This is a genomic window from Neobacillus dielmonensis (assembly GCF_000612665.1).
In the GTDB taxonomy this organism is placed as follows: domain Bacteria; phylum Bacillota; class Bacilli; order Bacillales; family Cytobacillaceae; genus Neobacillus; species Neobacillus dielmonensis.
In genome coordinates this window covers 41061-66414 of record NZ_HG942065.1, presented here as the reverse complement: position 1 = coordinate 66414, position 25354 = coordinate 41061, and the positions used below count along the sequence as shown (strand labels likewise).

Sequence of the window (25354 nt, the reverse complement as noted above, 5' to 3'; positions counted from 1 at the left end):
CAATGCATCCTTTTTTTGATGTGTTAAAAATGGCAGTTGATGTCTGCTCCAAATATTCAACATTAACCTTTAGTCATTTATTTTTTAAAAGTCTAAACAATTTGAATTAATTTATATTTTGTTGTAATCGTTCCCATTACAAATTATGCCTTGTATTGTCTAAAATACAGTGTTTAAATGAGAAATTGGGGAGATAATCAGGGCGGAATTGTACACAATAAAACTGTGCATAAACAGAGAGTATATGTAATTGAAGTGTTATATAAAGGAGCGTAGCATTATGGCAAAAATAATCGCAATTAATGCAGGAAGTTCATCATTGAAATTCCAATTGTTTGACATGCCAAGTGAAAATGTCATTACTAAAGGACTTTTTGAAAGAATTGGATTAAAAGATTCCATTTTTACTATTACTGTGAACGGTGAGAAAATCAAAGAAACACTTGATATTCCGGATCATGATGTTGCTGTTAAGATGCTGTTAGACAGATTAACAACACTCGGAATCATTGAATCGTTGGATGAAATTGAAGGAACTGGACACCGGGTTGTACATGGCGGTGAAACGTTTAATGATTCTGTTCTCATTACAGATAAAGTATTAAAGAAAATAGAAGAATTATCAGAATTGGCACCATTGCATAATCCTGCTAACGCAACAGGAATTAAAGCTTTCCAACATGCACTCCCAAATGTGCCTGCGGTAGCTGTTTTTGATACAGCATTCCATCAAACTATGCCTGAGAGTTCGTTTCTCTATAGTCTTCCATATGACTATTATAAGAAATACGGCATTCGCAAGTATGGCTTCCATGGCACAAGTCACAAGTATGTTTCCCAGCGTGCTGCGGAAATGTTAGGCCGTCCGCTTGACCAATTACGGTTAATTTCCTGTCACTTAGGAAATGGTGCAAGTATTGCAGCCATCCAAGGCGGCAAATCAATAGATACCTCAATGGGCTTTACACCGCTTGCCGGGGTAACCATGGGTACACGTTCCGGAAACATTGATCCGGCGTTAATTCCTTATATCATGGAAAAAACCAACCAAACCGCTGATGAAGTGCTTGATGTCCTAAACAAGAAAAGCGGGATGCTGGCGATTTCCGGTTTCTCGAGTGACCTTCGCGATATCACCGAAGAGGCGAAAAAAGGAAATGACCGTGCTCAGCTTGCATTGGATGTATTCGCCAACCGGATTCACAAATACATTGGATCCTACGCAGCAAGAATGAATGGCGTAGATGCGATTATCTTTACAGCGGGAATTGGAGAAAATAGCGCTCCAGTTAGGTCAAGTGTACTAAAAGGTTTGGAATTCATGGGTATTTATTGGGATCCGGCTTTAAATGAAGTGAGTGGAGAAGAAGCATTTGTTAACTATCCACATTCACCAGTTAAAGTTATGGTGATTCCTACGAATGAAGAAGTCATGATCGCCCGCGATGTTGTTCGCTTAACAGAATCACACTAATAGAAAAAAGGCAAAAGTGATTATAGATGCTTTTGCTTTTTTTTTTTGGCAAAAAAAGTACCTCTTCCATTAGGACAATATGGAGTATAAAAGATTGTGATATACTAAATATAAATCTAGGAAGGGGGATTAGCATGCCATTGACTGATCGGGAGAAGAGGACTTTACAAGACATCCGAGATTGGGAACATACTTTGATAAACTATGAAGCAACTGATCTGGAGGCGACAGTCGAGAAATATTTGGAGCAATCCTTTTCCCTATTGCCGGAATTGACCCAACAACAATTTTTTTCGCTGATTGATACTTGGCTGTTCCATTTGAACGGTATCATTCAAGGGTCGCAGTTGCAAACCGAAGCGAAGAATAGAATCTTGTCTCTCGGACGGACGATCGGAACACCTGATATCGAGGAAATACAAGACTTGAGAAAACTAACTCTGGATCAGGTACAATACATAGCAGAACAGCAGGTTACTAGACATCGGATGTATTCTTTGTTTCAAGGAGGTCTATCTGGAACGGGAAATGCTCTATTACTAGGAGCAGATATTCCAGCAATGGCGGTGATTAATCTAAAAGTAGTTCAATTAATCGCCATGTCGTTTGGAGTTGACACTAGGATCCCTTTTGAAATGATGACATCTTTAAAAGTGTTCCATACGGCCACACTGCCTAGGAGATTGCAAAAACAAGGCTGGTTTTCATTAATGGAAGAATTAAAGGACGGAGAGCATGCTTATTTTTATGAGGGAAAAGAGGAGTTGACGGATATTTCCTGGCTCGAACAGCCAATCAAACAAATGATGAAATCCATTACTCTTATCTACTTTAAAAATAAAAAGATCCAAGGAATCCCTTTACTAGGCATGGCTGTTGGAGCAGCTGTTAATTATCGGTTGACGAGGAAGGTAACCGAATTGGCAATGAAATATTATCAACTGCGTTATCTAAAAGCAAAAGAGGAGTAACATGATGAGTACAACGGAGCATAAAATGCAAGCCCCTAAGGCAGTAAATTGCAAAGTGATTACGGTCAGTGATACAAGAGATAAAAGCACTGACAAAAGTGGACAACTGATGATAGAGCTGTTAACACAGGCCGGACACCGGGTTGTTGACTATTGCATTGTGAAGGATGAAGCCGCCCCCATTAAAGCGGAAATAGTAAAAGGGACCGAATGTGAGGATATTGATATTATCCTAACTAATGGCGGAACTGGTATTGCTAAACGCGATGTGACTATCGAGACAGTACAAAGCCTACTGGATAAGGAAATGCCTGGGTTCGGGGAAATATTCCGAATCCTAAGCTATCAAGAGGATATCGGTTCTGCTGCCATATTGTCTAGAGCGATTGCTGGAGTGGTAAACAATAAAGCTGTATTTTCAACTCCTGGCTCTTCAGGCGCTGTGAGGCTGGCGATGACGAAGATTATTTTGCCGGAGTTGGGACATGTCGTTAGGGAATTAAAAAAAGATTTATAAGCTGGGAAGGGCTGTCTAGCAGCCCTTTTCTAATGGTGGGTTTTGGATGTTGAAAGGCTTTGGTCTGCTCGATACCAAAGCCACAAATCATTGATGATCGAGGCTAAGTCTGCAATCTCACTGTTTAACTGACAGGAACGTTCAAAATTCCCTTCGTTGGAAAGCGCTGCCTGTTTATGATTTATTTCTCGTTCTAGATCGATGATCCGGTCGGGGATGGAACCGCGGACTTTTTCCCACTGATAAAGAATTTCTTCTTGGTCTTCTTTTGTATAATCATCCCAAACTTTTATTAAATCGGGTATATAAATGCCCAGCCGCTGATCAAAAACAAAATTCTCTTTCATGGCAACCTCCAAGGGTAATACTTTCATTTACTATACAACGACCTATTATTCACGACAAGTAATTTGACCAAAATAAGAAGCGCGATTCCTTTTAAGGATTCGCGCTTTAACCATTTGAATTATGATAAATCTTTTTCTGTTCGGATGACTAAAACATCACAAGGAGCGTAGCGGACAATATGCTCGGAGACACTGCCGATAAAGAACCGTTCTACAGCATTCATGCCAGTTGCTCCGCAAATAATTAAATCAACGTGATGTTTTTTTGCTATTTCTCTAGGTATCTTAATTTTCGGAGAGCCAAACTCGATTTCGTATTGTACATTCGGTAAGCCTGCTTCAACCGCTTGTTTAACGTACCCTTCTAGCATATCTTTTGCAAGTTTTTCTGCCCTATCACCAATTACTGTGTCATATGCTTCAATTAATGCGAAGGAACGGGTATCAACAACATGTACTAACAGCATTTTGGAATTGTTCCTTTTAGCTACTTCAATTGCCTTCTTAAATGCCCAATCTGCTTCTTTGGAACCATCAATAGCGACTAAAATATTTTGATATTTAAGTCCCATGATTATCATCTCCTCACTTTGATTATACAATATTTAACAGTGTATGGATGTTGCAACTTTTCGAACAATAAGGGGGTAGACATACATTAAAAGGAGAAGATATGATGGATGACCCGAAACGGAAGTATACGTTTGATTTTGATGAAAGGGGTACAAAAGAAGTGAGTGACCAAATTATGAATTCCTATAATCTTGGATTCATTGACCAGGGTACGGCGCCCCAACTCCAGGGAGGGATTGAAGCAACTGCTGACGGAGCCGATTGACAAGGTAATGCTTATATCACAATGGACTGTCTTTTATGGGCAGTTCTTTTTTTGTTTATTGGATATCTATCATTGAAGGGCATATACCCAAGAGTTTCATAACTGTGATGCATATTCTTTAGTGATTAAGAATCATGTTTGAGGAGGAAAAGAGATGAACTATAACATGTATAACCCAGGATATGTGTCCTATGATCCATCCATGTATAATCCGGGATATGTGCCCTATGAACAATCTAACCCATATGTAGGAAATGACTCCAGATTGTGGGGATTTGGTGGCTTTGGCTTCCGTCCGTGGGGCTTTGGCTTCGGAGTGCCATTTGGCTTTGGATTTGGCTACCCGTTCTTTGGCGGCTTCCCTTTCTTCTATTAAAAAGTAAATTTGTAATGTAGGAGAGAGTTGTGAATCCAGAATTTCAAGTGGGTACTGTTATTATGGAAATCCCTTTAATACTAAAACCGAACAGCAGCCTTGTCGTTTAAATGGCAAGGTTGTTCTTTTGTTGAGTTAAATTGGTGAAAGCCCCAAACGACCGAGGAAGCAGAAAAGGAACAGTTAGGGGAGTTAGAAAGGCTCCAAACAACCATGAAGGCAAAAAAACACCAGCCCCTTACTAGGGTGCTGGTGTTTTCTTTATGTACAGCCGCAATTGCCGTAATTTAATATAAGAAAGTTTTAAACCACCACTCCTCAAAGTGGGTGTTCGCAGAAGCTCTCCTGCGTGTCCTCCATGTCGTATAGACAGAGGCCTGTCATTCCTGCTTCAATTAAAACTCCCTATTACAGTCTAAAGGTTAAAACTTTATTATGGTTACGAACAATGCAGCTTGTAGAATTATAATATCGCATCTGTCTCAATAATTCAATGTGAATAATTTCCTGTTTAATTCTTTATGATCTGCAGTTCTTTTGGATACTTGGTTAGTGCCACAGCACCGTCTGATGTAATCAGTACATCATCTTCAATCCGTACACCTGCTACATTAGGGACGTATATGCCCGGTTCGATAGTGAACACCATTCCCGTTTCCATCACAAGGGGGTTTGTTTCAGTTAAGGATGGGTACTCATGGATACTGATTCCCAGACCGTGACCCAAACGATGCGGGAAATATTCACCGTATCCGGCATCCGCAATTATTCTACGGGCGGTAAGGTCAATTTCTGCAGCCGTAACACCAGGTTTGCTAGCCTCTAATGCAGCTAATTGCGCTTTTAATACCGTATCATAGATCTCTTTCTGCTTGTCATTAATATCTCCAAAAGCCACCGTTCTGGTGATGTCGGAACAATAACGGTCCACAACCACCCCTAAGTCGAATAAAACCAAATCGCCCTTTTGAATTCTAGTCGTACCAGGATTGCCATGCGGAGATGCGGCATTCGCTCCGGACAACACCATGGTGGAAAAAGACATTTCGGTTACTCCTTTTTGCTTAAGGGCATATTCCAAAGCATTGAGAACCTCCAATTCGGTCTTTCCTTCCTTCAGTTCGCTGGCCCCAAACTCTATTGCATAATCGGCTAAGGCACATGCCTCTTGGATGGTAGCTATTTCTTTTTCATCCTTGATCATCCGAAGCATTCTTAATTTTTCTTCTGCCGAAACGAAAACAGCATGAGGAAATAGGCCTAATAACTGTTCGTATCGCTCAACATTCATGTGCTCTTTTTCAATGGCTGCTTTAGAAACCTTCTTTATTCTTTGCTGAATCGCCTTTTCCACTAAGTCCCAAGGGTTATCAATATCACTAAAGCCGATAATTTCATGTTCCCAACCGGAATTCTTAGCATCATGCACTTCCATCGAAGGCAACACTAGAAAGGGTTCCTGCTCTTGAAATACAGCAAGGGCTAGCAATCGTTCATGAGGGTCCGTATAATAACCGCTTAAATAAAAGACATTTTCTGAAGAAGTAACAAAGCTTACCTCTACATCATGATCCCTCATCCATGTTTGTAGTTTTTCAATACGCTGATTCATGTTCGTTCCTCCTAAAAATCAATCTCTTATTTGAGAGTAGCAATATTATTTTGTGATGTAAACTATCTCGATTATCATGTGCTAAAACTTTAATGTTATGGGTATAAATGGGAAGGAAAACTAAAGTTTTTATGGAAATAGTAAGATATTTGAGGAAAGGGGAGTAACAAGATGCGAATTTCTTATCATGGACATTCTGTTGTGCAAATTTTTACTGGAGGAAAAACAATTATCATTGACCCATTTATTACAGGCAATGGATTAACGGATTTAAAGACAGAGGACGTTAAACCAGATGTGATTATATTAACACATGGACATGGGGATCATGTCGGTGATACGGTTGAATTAGCAAAGCGCAATGATTCCTTGGTGATTGCCAATGCTGATTTATGTGCCTTCTTAAGTTTTAAGGGAGTCAAAACCCATGCTATGCATATCGGCGGCTCTTATCAATTTGAGTTTGGCAGGGTGAAATTGACCCAAGCCTTTCACGGTTCAGGGTATGTGGAAGGAGACCAAATCATTTATTGCGGCATGCCTGCAGGAATCCTGTTGATGAATGAAGGAAAAACCGTCTATCATGCTGGTGATACAGGTCTTTTCTCCGATATGAAATTGATTGGTGATCGCCATCCGATTGATTTGGCATTCCTGCCAATTGGCGATAACTTTACAATGGGGCCTGAAGATGCCGCCTATGCCGCCGAATTATTGCAGGCCAAAACGGTTGTTCCGATCCATTACAATACGTTCCCACCAATTAAACAGGACCCTCACCGATTTGTGGAAATGCTGGCGGCCAATAATGGTAGAGTTTTAGAGCCAGGGGAAAGTATCGAACTGTAATTTTTCCATTTAGACATGCTTTTTTTCTCCCATTATGCATAGAAATGAAACAAGCAGGTTTATAAGGGAGGAAAATTAGTTGAAAAAAAACCGATATTTACTTTGTCTTTTACTTAGCGGCTTTCTGCTCTACTTGGCTGTGCCGAGATTATCAGTTGCGGCTGAAGGGATGCAGGGGGTCTTTTCATTATCGTGGCTTGCCTTTGCGCTGATTGTGGTTGCAGGCAACCTCACTGCTTTGCTTTATTCCCCAAAGCAGAAAAACCAGAAGCCAAGAACGGAAAAATTAAGAAAAAGAGCCCGTTCGCTGCACTAAATGGCTGCAATATGTGACAAACTTAATTGAATCAAGGCTTTCAACACTTTATAATAACAGTAAGGTCCAATCTTAGACTGGAAAGATTGGAAGTCATTTTATAAAGGGTGAAGGTCTTGGCAACGAAACATGAACAAATTTTGCAATATATTGATGGCCTGCCGATAGGAGAAAAAATTTCGGTAAGGCAAATCGCCAAGGCGATGAACGTTAGTGAAGGCACAGCTTATCGTGCCATTAAAGAAGCGGAAAATAAGGGCTATGTCAGCACCATAGAACGGGTAGGAACCATTCGGATTGAGCGTAAGAAAAAGGAAAACATCGAAAAGCTTACATTTGCAGAAGTGGTCAATATTGTGGATGGCCAGGTTTTAGGCGGAAGAACGGGACTTCATAAGACGTTAAATAAATTTGTCATTGGTGCCATGAAATTAGAGGCAATGATGCGCTATACGGATGCAGGTAGCCTGCTGATTGTCGGTAACCGGACACAGGCACATGAACTTGCCTTAAAAGCCGGGGCAGCGGTTCTCATAACTGGGGGTTTTGATACAGATGACCAAGTGAAAAAATTGGCGGACCAATTAGAACTGCCAATCATATCCTCCAGTTATGATACGTTTACGGTTGCAACCATGATTAATCGGGCGATTTACGATCAGTTAATTAAAAAGGAAATCATCTTGGTGGAAGATATCTTGACGCCAATCCAAGAGACTTATTACCTGAAAACGACTGACAAACTATCGACCTGGCATGAATACAATGAGCAAACGGGACACAGTCGGTACCCGGTTGTTGACCAAAATATGAAAATTCAAGGGATTGTGACGAGTAAAGATGTCTTGGGACAGGACCCTAATACATCCATAGATAAAATTATGACCAAACAGCCAATGACTGTCACAGGAAAAACCAGTGTTGCTTCCACTGCCCATATGATGGTTTGGGAAGGGATTGAAGTACTTCCCGTCGCTGACGACTCCAATCGGTTAGAAGGGATCATCAGCCGTCAGGATGTATTAAAAGCGCTGCAAATGAACCAAAGACAGCCGCAGGTAGGCGAAACGTTAGATGATATTGTTACCAATCAAATGACATTGCTTCAGGGCAAACCAAAAGGGGAAGATGTCTTTACCCTAGAAGTCACTCCACAAATGACGAACCATCTCGGAACTATTTCTTATGGGGTTTTTACCACGATTGTCTCTGAGGCGGCAAATCGGGTCTTGCGGAGCTATAAAAAGGGTGACCTTGTAGTAGAAAGCATGTCCATTTACTTTATTAAACCGGTCCAGATGGAAACGACCATTGAGATTGTTCCGCGTATCCTTGAAGTAGGCAGGAAGTTCGGAAAGGTAGACGTGGAAGTATTCAATGATGGATTACTGGTTGGGAAGGCCATGATGACCTGCCAGTTGATTGACAGGTAGAACGGTACGGCTGGCTCCATAACAGATTTGCAGAGGAAAAATAAAAAGCCGCTTCTCGAATGAGGAGCGGCTAGAATATTTATGCTAGAATTAGGTAAGGCTGATCGATTATACCGAAGCATCATCGGTCATCTTTGCTTCCTCTATTGCAAAAGGAAGGTAGTGTTTATACTTTTTCACCCCAACCCAGCTGAAATAAGCGCCATATAGGGTGAAAATGGCAGCGACAAGATAGCTGACAGCTGTTTCGGAAATAAACACCAAATGGTTAACTCCGAATAAGCAGACAAACAGCCCTAAAGCAATATTGCCTTTAGCTGAAAGCCATTTCTTTTCAACCGGACGATTGCTTCGGAAGTATTTGGTTTTATAAAATATATAGAAAGCAAAGGAAATAGCGATCAGTAATACGAATACAAACATGTCCCGTTCCTCCAAGTTTTGAAAAATCATCTTTATTGTATCGTTAATGAAGGAAAATTACCAGAATTGGTACCTAAATAATCCGGTTAAAGGAGTGCCTATGAAAGAGAAAATTTTGGAAGCCATTGAACAATATGAAACAATTATCATTCACCGCCATGTCCGGCCAGACCCGGATGCTTATGGGTCGCAAGGAGGACTGGCTGCTATTTTGCAAGAATCCTATCCCAATAAAAAAATTTATGCCGTCGGGCAGGAAGAACCAAGCCTAAACTATTTGCGCAGACTGGATACGATTTCCGATGATGTGTATAAAGGGGCGTTAGTCATTGTCTGTGATACCGCTAATCAAGAAAGGGTAGACGATAAGCGATACACTTTGGGGGATAAATTAATTAAAATCGACCATCACCCGAACGAAGATCCATATGGAGATTTGTTATGGGTAGATACCACTGCAAGTTCCTGCAGTGAAATGATTTATGAGTTTTATCTCTCTGGTAAGGAACAAGGCCTTAAACTAAATGATAAAGGGGCACGGCTCTTATTTGCTGGTATTGTCGGTGATACGGGACGGTTTATTTATCCAAGCACAACCGAGAAAACATTTGCCTATGCTGGAGAGTTGATTCATTACAATTTTTCCCGGACTGAATTGTTTGACAAGATGTATGAACTAGAGCCAAACATTATTAAATTAAATGGATATATCCTGCAAAATTTTGAATGGCAGGAAAATGGGGTTGCTTGTGTAAAGTTGACAAAAGAACTAATGGAGGAATACAAGGCCAAGCCGTCTGAGGCGTCGCTGCTTGTCAGCACATTGGGTGATGTCAAAGGTATTAAAGCATGGGTCTTTTTCATTGAAGAAAGCGACCAAATAAGGGTCCGGCTTCGGTCCAAGGGGCCAGTCATTAATGGCGTGGCGAGAAAATTTAATGGCGGCGGCCATCCACTCGCAGCAGGAGCATCCATTTACTCATGGGATCAAACAGCAGACGTCCTAAAAGAACTAAACGAAGTATGTAAATAGATAAGTATTGAACGATAAATAGGGCGGCTGGGGTTTGCCGTCCTTATTCATCAAACTGGAGTTCGAGCTGGATAGATAATGTTGTATAGATGACCATTTCCCTAACTTTAAGCTTATATCGTTTTTCATTTAATTTTACCGGTTCATTTTCTATGATTTTCTTAATTAATTCTTTACTCTTTGCCACTGTTTCCAGGTCTTTAGCCAGCACCATTTTTATATCATCCCGGACAGCTTCTTCGGTTTGGAATACACTAAGATCGTCAAGCCGATATCTCTCTCCATTGATAATCTTTATGTTAATCTTTTGTACTGTAATTTTATCTAAATTGCGTTGATTTAACTCTTCATAGTCGGCTTGCCAAATTTTTATATCATTCTTTAATTCTTCAATTTCATTCTGCTGTGTTTGAATTAACTTGGAATTCTCCTCCTGCCAGACACCGAAAATATATAAAAAAATACACCAGCTAATGGCTCCGCCAATCCCCATACCAGCAAAAAAACGCTGCCAGGACGGCTTCCGATAATAAGGCGGTATCCTCATGATGAGATATGCTCCTGTGTCAGCCAGTTTATGATCAGTGCGCCGGTCTGTGCGCCTCCTAAAGCAGATAGAATCAATAAAAATTGCTTAAATAAATCTTTTGTATCCGCATTAAATAATCCCCGTTCAAACGTATAAACGGCATCGAATGTACCGCCAATGGCGGCGACGATTCCCCAGATCCGCAATGCGGATGATAAGCGATATACGGTAGTTAACGGTGGCTGGCCTGTTAAAAATGAGGCAATTCCCCCGATTAAAGAGCCGCCAAGCACGACTCCCAGAGCAATAAAGTAGCTTTCAATAAATGCTGGAAAAAAGCCGATTTCTTTCATCCATTCCAACCGCCTTTTACGATAAGTATCCTCTCTCTATCATGTATATGGACAAGTAGCATGGATTATGATTTTGATAGTTCGGAGAGTAAATCTTGTCTTTGAGAATTGTCCAGCACCACAAGGAAAGTTTCAGCAGCATAGCCAGCACACGAAGAAAAGCAATCGTTTTTTCGAGAGGCAATACGGTACTGACAAGGGCGCTTCCGCTCTTCTTAAAATGAGAACATATTTTCTTTTTTTTCTGCAATGTTTATAATAGGAACTGAGAATGAGTAAGTAAGGGTGTGACAAATCATGTCTTTTATTCACCTGCATGTTTATAGCGCATATAGTTTGCTGTCAAGTACAGCTTCTGTTCCAAAATTAGTAGAAAATGCCCAAAAGAAAGGGTATCATGCACTGGCTTTAACGGATCGGAATGTTATGTACGGCGCAATTGAGTTTTATAAATTATGTAAACAGCACCAAATCAAACCGATAATCGGATTAACGGCAGATATCGAAAGCATTTATAAGGAAAATGAGGCATTTCCGTTAGTATTGCTAGCGGAAAATAATGAGGGCTTTAAAAATTTGATCAAAATATCAAGCTCTCTGCAAACAAAAACAGAGAATGGAATTCCAATCAGGTGGTTGAAGCACTACTCAGAGGGAGTGATCGCAATTTCACCTGGTATCGAGGGAGAAATTGAACAAGCCCTTCTAAACCATGATGTTGCTGCAGCTGAAAAGGTTGCGAAGGAATATGTAGCGATTTTTGGACAAGGCAATCTTTATCTATCCATCCAAAATCATAGACTCGCTTCAGAGAGAGCTATTAGTAATCCGCTGCAAAAACTGTCACAACTGTTAAATATCCCCCTAGCAGCCACAAACTGCGTTCATTATTTAGAAAAGGAAGATACCTTTGCCCATGAATGCCTCTTGGCCATTAAAAATGGCGATAAGCTCCAAGATGAACAGAGAGAGAAACTAGGGAGCGATGAATTCTATTTAAAAACAGCAGGGGAAATGGTGGAGGACTTCTCTGACTTGCCTGAGGCTTTAGAGAATACCCTCAACATTGGGGAGAGATGCAATGTTAACATTGACCTGGGTAAAACGTTCTTGCCATCATATCCAACCGAGGATGATATTCCATCTGATGTTTATCTCGAAAAATTATGTTTACAAGGACTAAAAGAACGTTTTTCCTCACCGCCGGGAAGTGAGTATTATGACCGGTTGAACTACGAATTAGATGTCATCAAACGTATGAAATTCAGCGACTATTTTTTAATTGTTTGGGACTTTATGAAGTATGCTCGCGATAAGAGGATTTTAACTGGACCTGGCAGGGGTTCGGCAGCAGGTTCCTTAGTAGCCTATACCCTTTATATTACCGATGTGGATCCAATTCAACATCATCTCTTATTTGAGCGGTTCTTAAATCCAGAACGGATATCGATGCCGGATATTGATATTGATTTTCCCGATAACCGGCGGGATGAAGTCATTGAATATGTGGCCCATAAATATGGCGAGCTCCATGTAGCTCAAATCGTCACCTTTGGAACACTTGCATCTAAGGCTGTATTACGGGATGTGGGCAGGGCTTTCGGTTTGAATACGAAAGAATTGGACTATATGGCTAGACTGGTGCCGCCAAGGATGGGAGGCACGTTAGCGGACGCCTATAAAGAATCAGAAGGGTTGCGAAGGTTTGTCCAAGAATCTCCCCTTCATCGGAGACTGTTTGATACCGCGCAAAAATTGGAAGGGCTGCCGCGCCATACTTCCACACATGCTGCGGGGGTTGTTCTCAGCGAAAAGCCGCTTACAGAGTTAGTCCCCATCCAACAGGGGTCAGGCCATGTATACTTGACCCAATATTCCATGGAGCACTTAGAAGAGCTTGGACTATTAAAAATGGACTTTCTGGGACTCAGGAATTTAACGCTCCTTGATTCCATTTTGTCATCGATTTATTTCCATACAGGAAAAAAACTCGAATTAAGGTCGATACCCCTTGATGATGCCAAAACCTTTGACTTATTGGCAAGAGGGGAAACAACAGGTATATTTCAGCTGGAATCAGAAGGGATGCGCAAGGTATTAACCCGGTTAAAACCGACCCGTTTTGAAGATATCGTTGCGGTAAATGCCTTATATCGTCCAGGCCCAATGGAAAATATACCGCTGTTTATCGACCGAAAGCATGGAAGACAAGCGGTTGCTTATCCGCATCCTGACCTCGAGCCAATCTTGGAAAATACCTATGGAGTTATTGTCTATCAAGAGCAAATCATGCAGATTGCATCCAGGATGGCCGGTTTTTCACTCGGTGAAGCAGACTTGCTGCGGCGGGCTGTAGGAAAAAAACAAAAAGAAGTGCTTGACCGTGAGCGGAACCATTTCGTTCAGGGCGCTTTGAAAAAGGGATATAGTCAGTCAATGGCAGACCAAATCTATGATTTAATTGTCCGCTTTGCCAATTACGGCTTTAATAGAAGTCATGCTGTAGCCTATAGTATGATTGCCTGCCAGCTTGCTTATTTGAAAGCCAACTATCCTGTCTATTTTATGGCTGGTCTTTTGACATCAGCAATTGGAAACGAATCAAAAATAGCCCAATATGTAATGGAAGCAAAACAAATGGGTATAGCGGTTTTGCCTCCCTCGATTAACTCAAGCCACTTTTTCTTCCAAGTTGAACACGACCAGATCCGTTACAGCCTTGCTGCAATAAAGGGAGTGGGGATGGCCGCTCTAAAAGAGATCCTTCACGCTAGAAAGAAGAAGGTTTTCACTGATTTGTTCGATTTTTGTATAAGAATATCCTTGAAGGCCATTAATCGAAAAACATTGGAAAGTTTGGTCCATTCGGGAAGCTTTGATGAATTTGGACAGGATCGCGCGGTCCTTTTAGCTAGTTTGGATGTCGCCATCGAGCATGCGCAAATATTTAAACCTGCAGACACGGACCAAATTGATTTATTTGAACAAGAATTAATACCAAAGCCAAAATATGTTCAAATGGACCCAATCAGCCAGGCTAATAAGCTTTTGTTTGAAAAAGAGGTCTTAGGAATTTATCTATCAGATCATCCTATTTCCCTATATGAAAAATCCCTAAAGCAGACTAGTGCCAAATCTCTATTCGAAATATCGGCAAAACTAGGCCGAACGGCTACAGGGGTATATATAGCCTCCAAGAAACCAATTCGTACAAAAAAAGGCGAATCAATGGCCTTTTTAACTGTTAGTGATTCCAGTGGAGAGATGGAGGCTGTAGCTTTTCCAGAGGCTTACAGAAGATTTTCATCATTGTTGCAAGAGGGAAAGTTTGCGGTAATTGAAGGTAAAGTAGAACAACGTGAAAGCAAACTGCAAATGATTATTCAGCAGGCATATGATATAGACCAATGGATACAGACAAAAATAGTCAGAAAGTCTGTACTGTATTTAAAAATTAGCAAAGACAAGCAACATGAAAGTTTGCTGAACCAAATTAATCATATTTTAGAGAAAAATAAGGGAAATGCCAAAGTGGTTCTACACTACGAAGTAACCAAGAAAACCGTTGCCTTATCAGATACAAAAAATGTGAATCCAACCGCAAAATTACTAGAAAATCTAAAGGATTTACTTGGTTCTGACAGTGTCGTTTTAAAAGAATAATTCTTTACAAGTACTAAAGATATGTTATAGTTGAAAAGAGACATGTGTGGTCTGACCACCATTGCGGAATGAAGCTGATTTAGAAGGGTGTATCATTTTTTTGGTAAGGGTAGAGGGGTGACATTTCTTGACTTTAAGAGAAGAAGCATTACATATGCATCGAATTAATAAGGGAAAGTTAGAGTCGAAATCTAAGGTGCCAGTCAGGAATGCGCATGATTTAAGCTTAGCGTATTCACCTGGTGTGGCAGAGCCATGCAAGGACATCTATGAAAAACCAGAAACAGTATATGATTACACCATGAAAGGGAATATGGTTGCTGTCGTCTCTGATGGAACGGCTGTATTAGGACTGGGGAATATAGGACCAGAGGCAGCACTACCCGTAATGGAAGGCAAAGCGGTTTTATTTAAAAGCTTTGCTGGTGTGGATGCATTTCCGATTTGTTTAAATACCACTGAGGTTGACAAAATTATTGAGACTGTTAAAATATTGGAGCCAACCTTTGGCGGCGTTAATCTCGAGGATATTGCAGCACCTAATTGCTTTGTCATTGAAGAAAGACTGAAAAAAGAAACCAATATTCCTGTATTCCACGATGATCAGCATGGGACCGCAATTGTAACAGCAGCGGGCTTGGTTAATGCATTAAAATTAATCGGTAAAAAAATGACTGAAATAAAAGTGGTGGCCAGCGGCGCAGGAGCTGCCGGCATTGCTATTATAAAATTGTTATATCATTATGGTGTTAGAGATATTATCATGTGTGATACAAAAGGAGCCATATACGAAGGACGGCCGCAGGGAATGAACACGGTCAAAGCGGAAGTGGCGAAGTTTACCAACCGGGATAACCTCTCTGGCAGTCTAGAGGATGTAATCAAAGGCGCGGATGTATTTATAGGTGTATCGGTTGCGGGGGCACTGACAAAGGAAATGGTGGCCTCCATGAACTCTGATGCAATTATTTTTGCGATGGCCAATCCAGTTCCAGAAATTATGCCCGATGAAGCAAAGGAAGCTGGAGCCATTGTGATCGGGACAGGCCGATCTGATTTTCCAAATCAGGTGAATAATGTTTTAGCCTTTCCGGGCATTTTCCGAGGAGCACTTGATGTAAGGGCCACTCATATCAATGAAGAAATGAAAATTGCAGCAGTTGAAGCCATTGCTAACTTAATCAGTGAAGATGAGCTCCAGCCAGATTACGTTATTCCTGGTCCGTTTGACCCGAGAGTTGCTCCTAATGTAGCAGCGGCTGTTGCAAAAGCTGCTATGGAAACGGGTGTTGCCCGGATTAAAGTGGACCCTGAAGATGTAAAAGAAAAAACCAAAAGACTCGCTCTAATAGGCAAAAGTGAGTGATATCATTAGTGTCAACTACAAAAGTTTACTTAGAGATTATCAAACAACTAAGAGAAATGATTACGGATGATGGACTTAAGCCGGGAGACAAAATTCCTTCTGAACGTGAACTGTCCGAGCGCCTGAATTTCGGGCGCTCTTCTGTTAGAGAAGCTCTTCGGGCATTGGAAATGCTGGGATTAATCGAAACACGAAGAGGGGAAGGAACATTTATCCGGGACTTTCGTGATCATCGGCTGGTTCAACTCCTAAGTACGTTTATCCTTCAGGATGAAAAAGCCAAAACAGATGTATTTGAAACAGTGGAGTTAATTGAAATTGACGGGCTCCAATTAGCGCTTCGAAAAATGAAATCAAAGGATCATGAAGAGCTGTTGAATTGGATTAGAACCGTTGACGTCGTTCGCCATAGTGATTTCTTTTATCGAATCATTAGGTATGCAGACAATTACCTATTATTTCGGATATGGGTTATATTGAAAGAATATTATGAATCGTTGGTTCCTGAACCTGCTCAATATAGCCGAGAGGATTATTTATCATTAGCAGAGGCACTTGCTAAACGGGATGAAGCCAAGACGCTGAGTGCTTATCGGCAATTACGAAATTTGTCTTTCAAGTGACGACAAATACTAACAAATTTTATACGATCTTTGTTTTATAGTGAGAGTTGGACATGCCCTGGGGATAGGGTTTTTTTCATCTTCTAGTGGTCTGACCACTAATTGAAAATGCAAGGTATGAGATTGAATGTAGATAGAAAGACTGCTTTTAGGATAAGAAAAAAATCTCCTATGGCAGGCTTGTTTACAAGGGAGGATTCATTTTGGCGCTTAAAGATTTATTTACCAAACCTCAGACAAAAAAGAAAAAGTATGCAGCCATTCCAACAGAAGCGGTAAAAAGTGATGTTCCTGAAGGAATTATGACCAAATGCCCTTCTTGTAAAAAAATTATGTATACAAAAGAATTATTAAAAAACGAAAAAGTTTGTCTCCACTGTGGATATCATTTTCCAATGAATTCAAAGGAGAGGATTAATAGTTTTATTGATGCGGGAAGTTTTGAGGAGATTAATAAAGAGATGATCTCAAAAAATCCGTTACAGTTTCCAGATTATATAGAAAAATTGGAAAAGGACAGGGCTAAGACGAAATTAAACGAGGCCGTAGTAACGGGGATTGGCACAGTGAACGGCCACAAAATTGTAGTGGCTATTATGGATTCATCGTTCAGGATGGGCAGTATGGGCTCAGTTGTCGGCGAGAAAATAACCATGGCGGTTGAAAAGGCTGATGAATTAGCTGTTCCATTTATTATTTATACCGCCTCAGGTGGTGCCAGAATGCAAGAAGGGGCCCTAAGTTTAATGCAAATGGCCAAAACAAGCGTGGCGCTAAAGCGTTTCAGTGACCATGGAGGTTTAATCATTTCCATCATGACTCATCCGACTACTGGTGGGGTCTCTGCAAGTTTTGCATCGCTGGGGGATTATAATTTTGCTGAACCCGGTGCCCTCATTGGTTTCGCAGGCCGCAGGGTAATCGAACAATCTATTCGAGAAAATCTACCCGAAGATTTTCAAACCGCCGAGTTTCTTTTAAAACATGGCCAATTGGATGCGATAATTTCGCGTTTGGAAATGGTTGAAACGATCGCAAACATTCTTGATATCCATCAACCAGGAGGTAAACTTGAATGGTAGGAGAACTTGAATTTGAGCGTCCAGTTCTGGAGCTAAGGAAAAAGATTGCAGAGTTAAAAGAGTTTACTAAAACTGCCGATGTGGATTTGACGGCAGAGATTCGAAAATTAGAGGTACGTCTGGAAAAATTGGAACAAGATATTTATGAAAATATAAAACCATGGGACCGGGTTCAAATTGCGAGACATCCAAACAGACCGACGTCCCTTGATTATATTTCTTATCTATTTGATGACTTTTTTGAATGCCATGGTGACCGTACCTTTGGGGATGATGAAGCAATTGTAGGCGGTATTGCCAAGTTTAAAGGTCTGCCTGTTACGGTTATTGGCCATCAGAGAGGAAAAGATACCAAAGAAAATATTCGCAGGAATTTTGGAATGCCTCATCCAGAAGGATACAGGAAAGCTCTTAGGCTAATGAAACAGGCCGACAAATTCAACCGCCCGATTATTTGCTTTATTGATACTAAAGGGGCATATCCGGGAAAAGCAGCAGAGGAACGGGGCCAAAGCGAAGCGATTGCCCGTAATCTGTTTGAGATGGCTGGTTTAAAGGTACCGGTTATTTGTATTGTTATTGGAGAAGGCGGCAGCGGTGGTGCATTGGGACTTGGTGTAGGCAATCGAATATATATGCTGGAAAACTCCACGTATTCCGTCATTTCACCAGAGGGTGCTGCAGCTATATTATGGAAAGATGCTGCCTTTGCCCAAAGAGCAGCAGAGTCTATGAAAATAACTGCTCCTGACTTAAAAGAATTGGGAGTGATCGATGGGATTATCCCTGAGATTAAAGGTGGGGCGCATAAGGATGCCAAGAAACAGGCAGAGGAAATCGAGAAAACGTTGCTGCAATCTTTAAAGCAGCTGCTAGCTCTTTCTGAAGCTGAATTAATTGCCGACCGCTATAACCGATTTAGAAGTATTGGTGAGGTTGGCTTTGTTGATGAGTATATTGGAGTAAAATAATAGGACTCAGCCACCACCTGAAAAAACGTGCTCCGAAGCTGAGCACGTTTTTCCTTGTTCTATACCTTGTTCATGAAATTGTTGAAAAAAATTCACTGAATAGCTAATGATTTCGTTTACAAACACAATATCAATCGCTTTCAGTTAACATACTATTCCGTCTATTGAAAATCAGTTGTTATAGGCATTTCTTCATGTTATTTTATAATTATTCAAGGGTTTTATGTAAATAATAGAAAAAGGTATTGAATCTAGAAAAACTAATTATTTACTACGAGCATTTTTACATAATTATATTCGATTAATGAGGTGATAACCATGAAAAAAATTGGTGTACTTACAAGTGGTGGTGACGCCCCGGGGATGAACCCGGCCATTCGTGCTGTTGTCAGGAAAGCAATTTATCATGATATGGAAGTATATGGGGTTTATGGCGGCTATGCTGGATTAATTAGCGGCAACATAAAAAAGCTAGAACTAGGTTCAGTTGGCGACATTATTCACAGAGGTGGGACGATGCTGTTGTCGGCCCGCTGCCCGGAATTTAGGAACAAAGAAGTACAGCAAAAAGGGATCGAGCAACTTAAAGCTCATGGGATTGAAGGGCTGGTTGTAATCGGCGGCGACGGGTCCTACATGGGGGCAAAAGCATTAACAGAGCAGGGTTACCCATGTGTGGGCGTGCCTGGTACAATCGATAATGACATTCCAGGAACTGATTTTACCATTGGGTTTGATACAGCACTAAATACAGTAATTGATGCGATTGACAAAATTCGTGATACCGCAACATCCCATGATAGAACGTTTGTCATTGAGGTTATGGGAAGAGACGCAGGGGACATTGCACTCTGGGCTGGACTTGCCGGAGGTGCCGAAACCATTTTGATTCCTGAAGAGAATTATAATATGAATGATATCGTTGAAAGGCTTCGTAAAGGTCAAGAACGTGGCAAAAAGCATAGTATCATTGTGGTCGCAGAAGGTGTCTGCAGCGGTGTGGATTTTGCCAAAGAACTTAAGGAATTAACAAACAACGATATTCGGGTATCCGTATTAGGACATATGCAGCGCGGGGGCTCTCCAACGGCACAAGACCGGGTGCTTGCAAGCAGATTAGGAGCAAGGGCGGTTGAACTTTTGATGGCAGGTAGAGGCGGCCGGGCAGTTGGTATTGAAAACAATAAACTGGTTGATTACGATATCATCGAGGCACTGGAGCAACGTAAACACAAACTTGACGCTAACCTTTTTGATCTTTCAAAAGTTTTATCGATTTAATAGTTGATTGTATATACTAAATATCAATAGTTAACAGCGCCTTGGGAATGTCATTCACGGGCGCTTGGCACTTTAATATAGGAGGCAAACTGAATGTTACGCAAAACAAAGATTGTTTGTACAATTGGTCCTGCAAGTGAAACAGTAGACAAACTAACACAATTAATGAATGCCGGAATGAACGTTGCCCGGTTAAATTTTTCCCATGGGGACTTTGAAGAACATGGCAGCCGAATTAAAAATATCCGTGAAGCAGCCAGTGCAAACGGAAAAAATATAGCGATTTTACTTGATACAAAAGGTCCTGAAATAAGGACGCATAATATGCAAAACGGAGCTCTTGAACTGAAGTCTGGAGAGTCCATTATTGTTTCAATGACGGAAGTTGAGGGTACGCTTGAGAAATTCTCTATTACATATCCTGGTTTAATTAATGATGTTCAGGTTGGTTCTAAAATTCTCTTAGACGATGGATTAATTGGTCTTGAAGTAACCAAAATTGATGCTGATGCGGGGGAAATTCACACTAGCATCCTTAATAGCGGTACATTAAAAAATAAAAAAGGTGTGAATGTTCCTGGGGTTTCTGTAAATTTGCCGGGAATTACGGAAAAGGATAAAAATGATATTCTCTTCGGTATTGAACAAGGGATTGACTTTATTGCAGCCTCATTTGTCCGCCGAGCCAAAGATGTATTAGAAATCCGTCAATTACTCGAAGAAAACAATGCAGGTCATATCCACATCATTCCTAAAATTGAAAACCAGGAAGGTGTGGATAACATTGATGAAATTTTGGAAGTATCCGACGGCTTGATGGTAGCCCGTGGCGATCTTGGTGTAGAAATACCTGCTGAAGAGGTTCCGCTTGTTCAAAAATTACTTATTAAAAAGTGTAATGCGTTAGGAAAACCGGTTATTACGGCTACTCAAATGCTTGACTCAATGCAAAGAAATCCTCGTCCGACACGTGCCGAAGCAAGTGATGTTGCGAATGCTATCTTTGATGGTACTGATGCAATCATGTTATCCGGCGAAACAGCAGCAGGACTTTATCCAGTTGAAGCCGTGCAAACCATGCATAATATTGCTATGAGAGCGGAACAGGCACTAGATCATAAAGAAATTCTATCCAATCGCAGTAAGAATACCGACCATAATCTTACCGATGCAGTTGCTCAATCTGTAGCACATACAGCTCTAAATTTAGATGTTGAAGCTATTATTACTTCTACCGAAAGTGGCCATACAGCTAGAATGATTGCGAAATATCGTCCAGAATCTACTATTGTTGCTGTGACAGCAAATGAGCCAGTATACCGCCGGCTAGCTCTTGTGTGGGGCGTTGTTCCACAGTTGGGGAGAGTTGCAACGACAACAGATGAAATGTTGGATATAGCTGTTGAAGAGAGCATAAACAGCGGTATTGTTAAGCATGGTGACCTAGTTGTCATTACTGGAGGTGTACCGGTAGGGGAGACTGGCACTACAAACCTGATGAAAATTCATGTAGTTGGAGATATTTTGGCAAAGGCACAAGGAATTGGCAGAAAATCTGCTTTTGGTAAAGTAGTGATTGCCCATAATTCCAGTGAAGCTTTGGAAAAAGTGAAACCGGGTTCTGTTCTGGTTACGATCGGTTCTGACCGGGAGATGGTACCTGCCCTTGAAAAGTGCAGTGCGCTGATCACCGAGGAAGGCGGCCTTACTAGTCATGCGGCTGTCGTAGGCCTAAACTTAGGCATCCCTGTTATTGTTGGTGTAGAAGGGGCATTAAGCCTATTCAGAGAAGGTCAAGAAGTAACAGTGGATTCAACAAGAGGTATTGTTTATAACGGACATGCAAGTGTACTATAATAAAGGCTCTATTAAACGATAATCTTGATTTTTTTAACTCTGTTGATTGGAGCGGAAGGCGCTCGACTCTCGCGGGAGTACGGGGCCGAGGAGTCTCACCGGCACTGCCCGCGGGAACGCTTAAGCGACTGGAGCGGAAATCAACAGCCAAATTTGACATAATAAAAAAACGTCAGCTCCAAAAAGGGAGCTGACGTTTTTTTAATCACCCTTGATATATGCCCATAGATCATGAAAAACTCGAGCGCGATAAAGTGTAGTAAGTATAACAAGACTAACCGGACCGACAATCAACCCTAAAAAGCCAATCAGTTTAAAGCCAGCAAATAAGGCAATAAGTGTTGCGAGTGGATCCATGCCGATATTGGAAGACAAAATTTTTGGTTCCATAATTTGTCTTTGCACAAGGACCACTAAATAAAGCACTCCTAGACCAATGGCAAGACCAATATTACCACTGATTGCCATGTAGATGATCCACGGGACAAAAATAATACCAGTCCCTAAATAAGGAAGAATATCAACAATTCCTGCTATTAGAGCAATAGTAATTGCGTAATCGATGCGAAGGATTAACAGACCAATTAAAATAATCACCGTAGTGATTGAAATAAGGGTCAATTGGGCTTTGATAAATCCAAACAAAGCCATTTTTAAATCCGAAAACACGGTGTGAAAGCTCATTTTAGCTTTTTGCGGCAACAGCTTACTGGCTCCCGCTCTCAGCCGACCCCAATCCTTGCTGATAAAAAAGGTGGCTAATAATGAAAAAATCAGAACGGTGGCTGCATTTGGAAACCACGACAAGATATTTGGAATATTGCCGAATAGGTTTTGAATAAATGATCCTACTGTATTTCCGATTTTTGTGCCGACATTTTGGATGTTTTCAATAATAGTATCTTTCTGTCCGGCGTCCAATTTATTAAACATCCTGGTTAAATCATTATATAAAGGGATAATTTGTGCGGTAAAGTAATCTTCTATAAATGTGATGAATTTAACCAGATGTTCAGGAACGACCTTTGACAAATAAGCTGCTCCGGATACAAGTTCCGCAACCAAAAGGGTGATTAACCCAGCGAAGACTGCAAATATTATGATAAGGCTGATTAATACAGCAAGGGCCCTCGGCATTCTAGCCTTTCTTTCCAAGAAATTGACAAGAGGATTAATCATCAGCGCAATGATTAAACCAATTAGAAAAGGGTAGGTTATCTTTGATAAATAATACAATGAAAAAATTCCTACTATAATCGTGCCAATAACAATAAGAAATCGGATTGTTCTATTGATGTACGCTGGGTTCAAATTATTCCTCCTTTCTTTGGAAAGGTGATAACTTTAGTTTACCACTTTTTGAGAAAAACTGCATGAATTACCAAAGGGGAAAAATGAAGACTATAGTCTTTGTTCTTTAAAATTTTGCTGAAAGGATGGGTGTTTATTAATGGTAAGTGAATCAATATTATTTCTTATGTTATTATTGGTTATCGGGTATATTGCGAAAAACAGTTCCTTAATGATTGCGATTTTAATCCTTTTGTTAATTAAGACGGGAGGAGTCGGTGATAAGGTGTTCCCCATTCTCCAGTCCAAAGGAATCAACTGGGGTGTCACCATTATAACAATCGCTGTTTTGGCGCCTATTGCCAGCGGGGATATTGGATTTAAAGATTTGAGCGGGGCCTTTAAATCGTTTTATGCGTGGATTGCGCTTCTTTCCGGGATTGCTGTGGCGCTCCTGGCAAAAGGCGGTGTCAAGCTGCTGGCAGATGATCCCCATATCACAACCGCACTTGTACTAGGAACAATTCTATCGGTTTCCCTGTTTAAAGGTGTTGCCGTGGGTCCGCTAATAGGCGCGGGAATTGCTTATTCAGCTATGAAATTTTTTGAACTATTCCATTAGATATTTTTTAAAATAATAATTTTTTAATGTTTTCAATTGCTTTTCATTCACAAAAGTCTGATTATTGTTTATAATAGGCTTGTAAGTGTTTCCTTTATTATATAAGTTATATAGGAATACTGTTTATTTACACAAATGAATTATTTACTTGAATGAAAGGGCATACATGGTTTTGCAGCTTGGGCGAGCAATCGCTCAGTCAAATTTGAGGGCTATAAAAGTGATAAATATTTTTTAAGATTAGCTGCTTTTATTCTTACTTATGCTATTTCTTTCAAACCTGACTAGAATCCTCTAAGGGTTCTAAGGTTTAAGTCTTTATGATGGGTAAGGGGAAATTTAAAGGTGAAGGAGAGATATGGATGACAGTAACACGCGGTCTTGAAGGGGTAGTAGCCACAACATCATCAATTAGTTCAATCATTGATGACACGCTAACCTATGTTGGCTACAACATTGATGATTTAGCTGAAAATGCTAGCTTTGAAGAAATTATTTATTTATTGTGGCATCTTAAACTGCCAAATGTTGAAGAATTAGCTGAATTAAAAAAGCAGCTTTCCGAAAACGCTGAACTTCCTCAAGAAGTCATTAATCATTTTAAAACGTATCCAATTCAAAAGGTCCATCCAATGGCAGCGCTTCGTTCGGCTGTGTCCTTGCTAGGTTTATATGACGATGAGGCTGATATTATGGAGGAAGATGCGAATTACCGTAAAGCCATCCGTCTTCAGGCAAAAATGCCTTCCATTGTGGCTGCCTTTGCTCGGGTAAGAAAAGGGCTTGAGCCAATAGCACCTAAAAAGGATTTAAGCTTTGCAGCTAACTTCCTTTATATGCTGACAGGCAATGACCCTGAACCAATTGCAGTGGAAGCGATTGATAAAGCACTTGTCCTGCATGCAGACCATGAATTAAATGCCTCTACCTTTACTGCTCGTGTATGTGTAGCAACACTTTCTGATGTATATTCCGGTATTACGTCCGCAATTGGTGCACTGAAAGGGCCACTTCATGGCGGTGCAAATGAAGCGGTTATGAAGATGCTAAAAGAAATCGGAACTTTAGAAAATGTGGAGCCGTATATTCGCGGTAAATTGGCAAACAAAGAGAAAATCATGGGTTTTGGACACAGGGTATACCGGAATGGTGACCCTCGTGCCAAACACTTAAAACTAATGTCCCAAAAATTAACGGAACTTACTGGTGAACCGCACTGGTATGATATGTCTGTTAAAATTGAGAGCATTGTCACAGGCGAAAAGAAATTACCGCCAAATGTCGACTTCTATTCAGCATCTGTTTATCACAGTTTAGGAATCGATCATGATTTGATGACACCAATCTTTGCGGTTAGTCGTGTATCAGGCTGGCTGGCTCATATTTTGGAACAATACGCAAACAACCGGTTAATCCGTCCTCGTGCGGAATACACTGGGCCTGGCATGCAAAAATACGTTCCAATTGAGCAAAGAGATTAATTTTTTTAAGATTCCATTTTACTTTTTGTCAAAAAATTGGTGTAATA

General features: G+C 40.7%; 25 protein-coding genes and 1 other RNA gene. 18 read left to right on the top strand and 8 right to left on the bottom strand.

Annotated elements, in window-relative coordinates:
* Nucleotides 1-280: 280 nt before the first annotated feature.
* The 3 genes from BN2425_RS12240 to BN2425_RS12230 all read left to right on the top strand — a co-directional run bounded on the left by BN2425_RS12240 (nt 281) and on the right by BN2425_RS12230 (nt 2962).
* Complete coding sequence (locus BN2425_RS12240; RefSeq protein ID WP_042459699.1) at nt 281-1474, top strand: acetate kinase; 1194 nt, start codon at nt 281-283, stop codon at nt 1472-1474.
* 134 nt (nt 1475-1608) lie between these two features.
* The gene (locus BN2425_RS12235) at nt 1609-2445 is read left to right on the top strand and encodes an EcsC family protein (protein ID WP_042459697.1); all 837 of its coding nucleotides are present in this window, start codon (nt 1609-1611) and stop codon (nt 2443-2445) included.
* Nucleotides 2446-2449: 4 nt separating this feature from the next.
* Complete coding sequence (locus tag BN2425_RS12230; RefSeq protein WP_042459871.1) at nt 2450-2962, top strand: MogA/MoaB family molybdenum cofactor biosynthesis protein; 513 nt, start codon at nt 2450-2452, stop codon at nt 2960-2962.
* A gap of 29 nt (nt 2963-2991) precedes the next feature.
* Here BN2425_RS12230 and BN2425_RS12225 read toward each other — a convergent pair whose 3' ends face one another.
* Together BN2425_RS12225 and BN2425_RS12220 are read right to left on the bottom strand one after the other, a co-directional pair.
* Nucleotides 2992-3309, bottom strand: a complete 318-nt coding sequence (locus BN2425_RS12225) for a hypothetical protein (RefSeq protein WP_042459694.1) — start codon at nt 3307-3309, stop codon at nt 2992-2994.
* Nucleotides 3310-3428: 119 nt separating this feature from the next.
* Nucleotides 3429-3881, bottom strand: a complete 453-nt coding sequence (locus tag BN2425_RS12220) for a universal stress protein (RefSeq protein ID WP_042459692.1) — start codon at nt 3879-3881, stop codon at nt 3429-3431.
* A 104-nt stretch (nt 3882-3985) separates the two neighbouring features.
* On the opposite strand from BN2425_RS12220, the gene BN2425_RS22760 reads away from it, so the two are divergent.
* A complete protein-coding gene (locus tag BN2425_RS22760; RefSeq protein WP_195891931.1) occupies nt 3986-4147 on the top strand; it encodes a hypothetical protein in 162 nt (53 codons plus the stop codon).
* Nucleotides 4148-4301: 154 nt separating this feature from the next.
* On the top strand, nt 4302-4523 hold the full coding sequence (locus tag BN2425_RS12215) for a hypothetical protein (RefSeq protein ID WP_042459689.1): 222 nt from the start codon (nt 4302-4304) through the stop codon (nt 4521-4523).
* Nucleotides 4524-4787: 264 nt separating this feature from the next.
* Here BN2425_RS12215 and ssrS read toward each other — a convergent pair.
* Nucleotides 4788-4983: non-coding RNA, 6S RNA (gene ssrS, locus BN2425_RS12210), on the bottom strand.
* 51 nt (nt 4984-5034) lie between these two features.
* On the bottom strand, nt 5035-6135 hold the full coding sequence (locus BN2425_RS12205) for a M24 family metallopeptidase (RefSeq protein ID WP_042459686.1): 1101 nt from the start codon (nt 6133-6135) through the stop codon (nt 5035-5037).
* A 171-nt stretch (nt 6136-6306) separates the two neighbouring features.
* Here BN2425_RS12205 and BN2425_RS12200 point away from each other — a divergent pair, with 171 nt between their 5' ends.
* The 3 genes from BN2425_RS12200 to BN2425_RS12190 all read left to right on the top strand — a co-directional run bounded on the left by BN2425_RS12200 (nt 6307) and on the right by BN2425_RS12190 (nt 8733).
* Complete coding sequence (locus tag BN2425_RS12200) at nt 6307-6984, top strand: metal-dependent hydrolase (RefSeq protein ID WP_042459682.1); 678 nt, start codon at nt 6307-6309, stop codon at nt 6982-6984.
* A gap of 79 nt (nt 6985-7063) precedes the next feature.
* Nucleotides 7064-7300 (top strand): hypothetical protein, encoded by a 237-nt coding sequence (locus BN2425_RS12195; protein WP_042459680.1) that lies wholly within the window; start codon nt 7064-7066, stop codon nt 7298-7300.
* A gap of 116 nt (nt 7301-7416) precedes the next feature.
* Nucleotides 7417-8733 carry a CBS domain-containing protein gene (locus BN2425_RS12190; protein WP_042459677.1) on the top strand — a complete coding sequence of 439 codons (1317 nt, stop codon included), beginning with the start codon at nt 7417-7419 and terminating at the stop codon, nt 8731-8733.
* A 108-nt stretch (nt 8734-8841) separates the two neighbouring features.
* Here BN2425_RS12190 and BN2425_RS12185 read toward each other — a convergent pair whose 3' ends face one another.
* A complete protein-coding gene (locus BN2425_RS12185; RefSeq protein ID WP_042459672.1) occupies nt 8842-9156 on the bottom strand; it encodes a YtpI family protein in 315 nt (104 codons plus the stop codon).
* 100 nt (nt 9157-9256) lie between these two features.
* On the opposite strand from BN2425_RS12185, the gene BN2425_RS12180 reads away from it, so the two are divergent.
* On the top strand, nt 9257-10189 hold the full coding sequence (locus tag BN2425_RS12180) for a DHH family phosphoesterase (RefSeq protein ID WP_042459669.1): 933 nt from the start codon (nt 9257-9259) through the stop codon (nt 10187-10189).
* 43 nt (nt 10190-10232) lie between these two features.
* On the opposite strand, the gene ytrI is transcribed toward BN2425_RS12180, so the two are convergent.
* Together ytrI and BN2425_RS12170 are read right to left on the bottom strand one after the other, a co-directional pair.
* Nucleotides 10233-10736 carry a sporulation membrane protein YtrI gene (gene ytrI, locus BN2425_RS12175; RefSeq protein ID WP_042459666.1) on the bottom strand — a complete coding sequence of 168 codons (504 nt, stop codon included), beginning with the start codon at nt 10734-10736 and terminating at the stop codon, nt 10233-10235.
* Nucleotides 10733-11071, bottom strand: a complete 339-nt coding sequence (locus BN2425_RS12170) for a YtrH family sporulation protein (RefSeq protein ID WP_042459662.1) — start codon at nt 11069-11071, stop codon at nt 10733-10735. The genes ytrI and BN2425_RS12170 overlap by 4 nt, the downstream gene beginning before the upstream one ends.
* A gap of 297 nt (nt 11072-11368) precedes the next feature.
* Here BN2425_RS12170 and dnaE point away from each other — a divergent pair, with 297 nt between their 5' ends.
* The 7 genes from dnaE to pyk all read left to right on the top strand — a co-directional run bounded on the left by dnaE (nt 11369) and on the right by pyk (nt 21914).
* Nucleotides 11369-14734, top strand: coding sequence for a DNA polymerase III subunit alpha (dnaE, locus tag BN2425_RS12165; protein ID WP_042459660.1), 3366 nt, complete (start codon nt 11369-11371; stop codon nt 14732-14734).
* Between the two features lie 127 nt (nt 14735-14861).
* Nucleotides 14862-16100: an NAD(P)-dependent malic enzyme gene (locus BN2425_RS12160; protein WP_042459657.1), complete on the top strand. Its 1239-nt coding sequence runs from the start codon at nt 14862-14864 to the stop codon at nt 16098-16100.
* 56 nt (nt 16101-16156) lie between these two features.
* Complete coding sequence (locus BN2425_RS12155) at nt 16157-16723, top strand: FadR/GntR family transcriptional regulator (RefSeq protein ID WP_042459655.1); 567 nt, start codon at nt 16157-16159, stop codon at nt 16721-16723.
* Nucleotides 16724-16926: 203 nt separating this feature from the next.
* A complete protein-coding gene (accD, locus tag BN2425_RS12150) occupies nt 16927-17805 on the top strand; it encodes an acetyl-CoA carboxylase, carboxyltransferase subunit beta (protein WP_042459651.1) in 879 nt (292 codons plus the stop codon).
* Nucleotides 17799-18776 (top strand): acetyl-CoA carboxylase carboxyl transferase subunit alpha, encoded by a 978-nt coding sequence (gene accA / locus BN2425_RS12145; protein ID WP_042459647.1) that lies wholly within the window; start codon nt 17799-17801, stop codon nt 18774-18776. The genes accD and accA overlap by 7 nt, the downstream gene beginning before the upstream one ends.
* 318 nt (nt 18777-19094) lie before the next feature.
* Nucleotides 19095-20057, top strand: coding sequence for a 6-phosphofructokinase (pfkA, locus tag BN2425_RS12140; protein ID WP_042459643.1), 963 nt, complete (start codon nt 19095-19097; stop codon nt 20055-20057).
* Between the two features lie 93 nt (nt 20058-20150).
* On the top strand, nt 20151-21914 hold the full coding sequence (gene pyk / locus BN2425_RS12135; RefSeq protein ID WP_042459640.1) for a pyruvate kinase: 1764 nt from the start codon (nt 20151-20153) through the stop codon (nt 21912-21914).
* Between the two features lie 201 nt (nt 21915-22115).
* Here pyk and ytvI read toward each other — a convergent pair whose 3' ends face one another.
* The gene (gene ytvI, locus BN2425_RS12130; RefSeq protein WP_042459638.1) at nt 22116-23225 is read right to left on the bottom strand and encodes a sporulation integral membrane protein YtvI; all 1110 of its coding nucleotides are present in this window, start codon (nt 23223-23225) and stop codon (nt 22116-22118) included.
* A 139-nt stretch (nt 23226-23364) separates the two neighbouring features.
* Here ytvI and BN2425_RS12125 point away from each other — a divergent pair, with 139 nt between their 5' ends.
* Entirely contained in the window at nt 23365-23826 is a 462-nt protein-coding gene (locus BN2425_RS12125; RefSeq protein WP_042459635.1) for a DUF441 domain-containing protein, read from the top strand.
* A gap of 362 nt (nt 23827-24188) precedes the next feature.
* A complete protein-coding gene (gene citZ, locus BN2425_RS12120; RefSeq protein WP_042459632.1) occupies nt 24189-25307 on the top strand; it encodes a citrate synthase in 1119 nt (372 codons plus the stop codon).
* Nucleotides 25308-25354 lie beyond the last annotated feature (47 nt).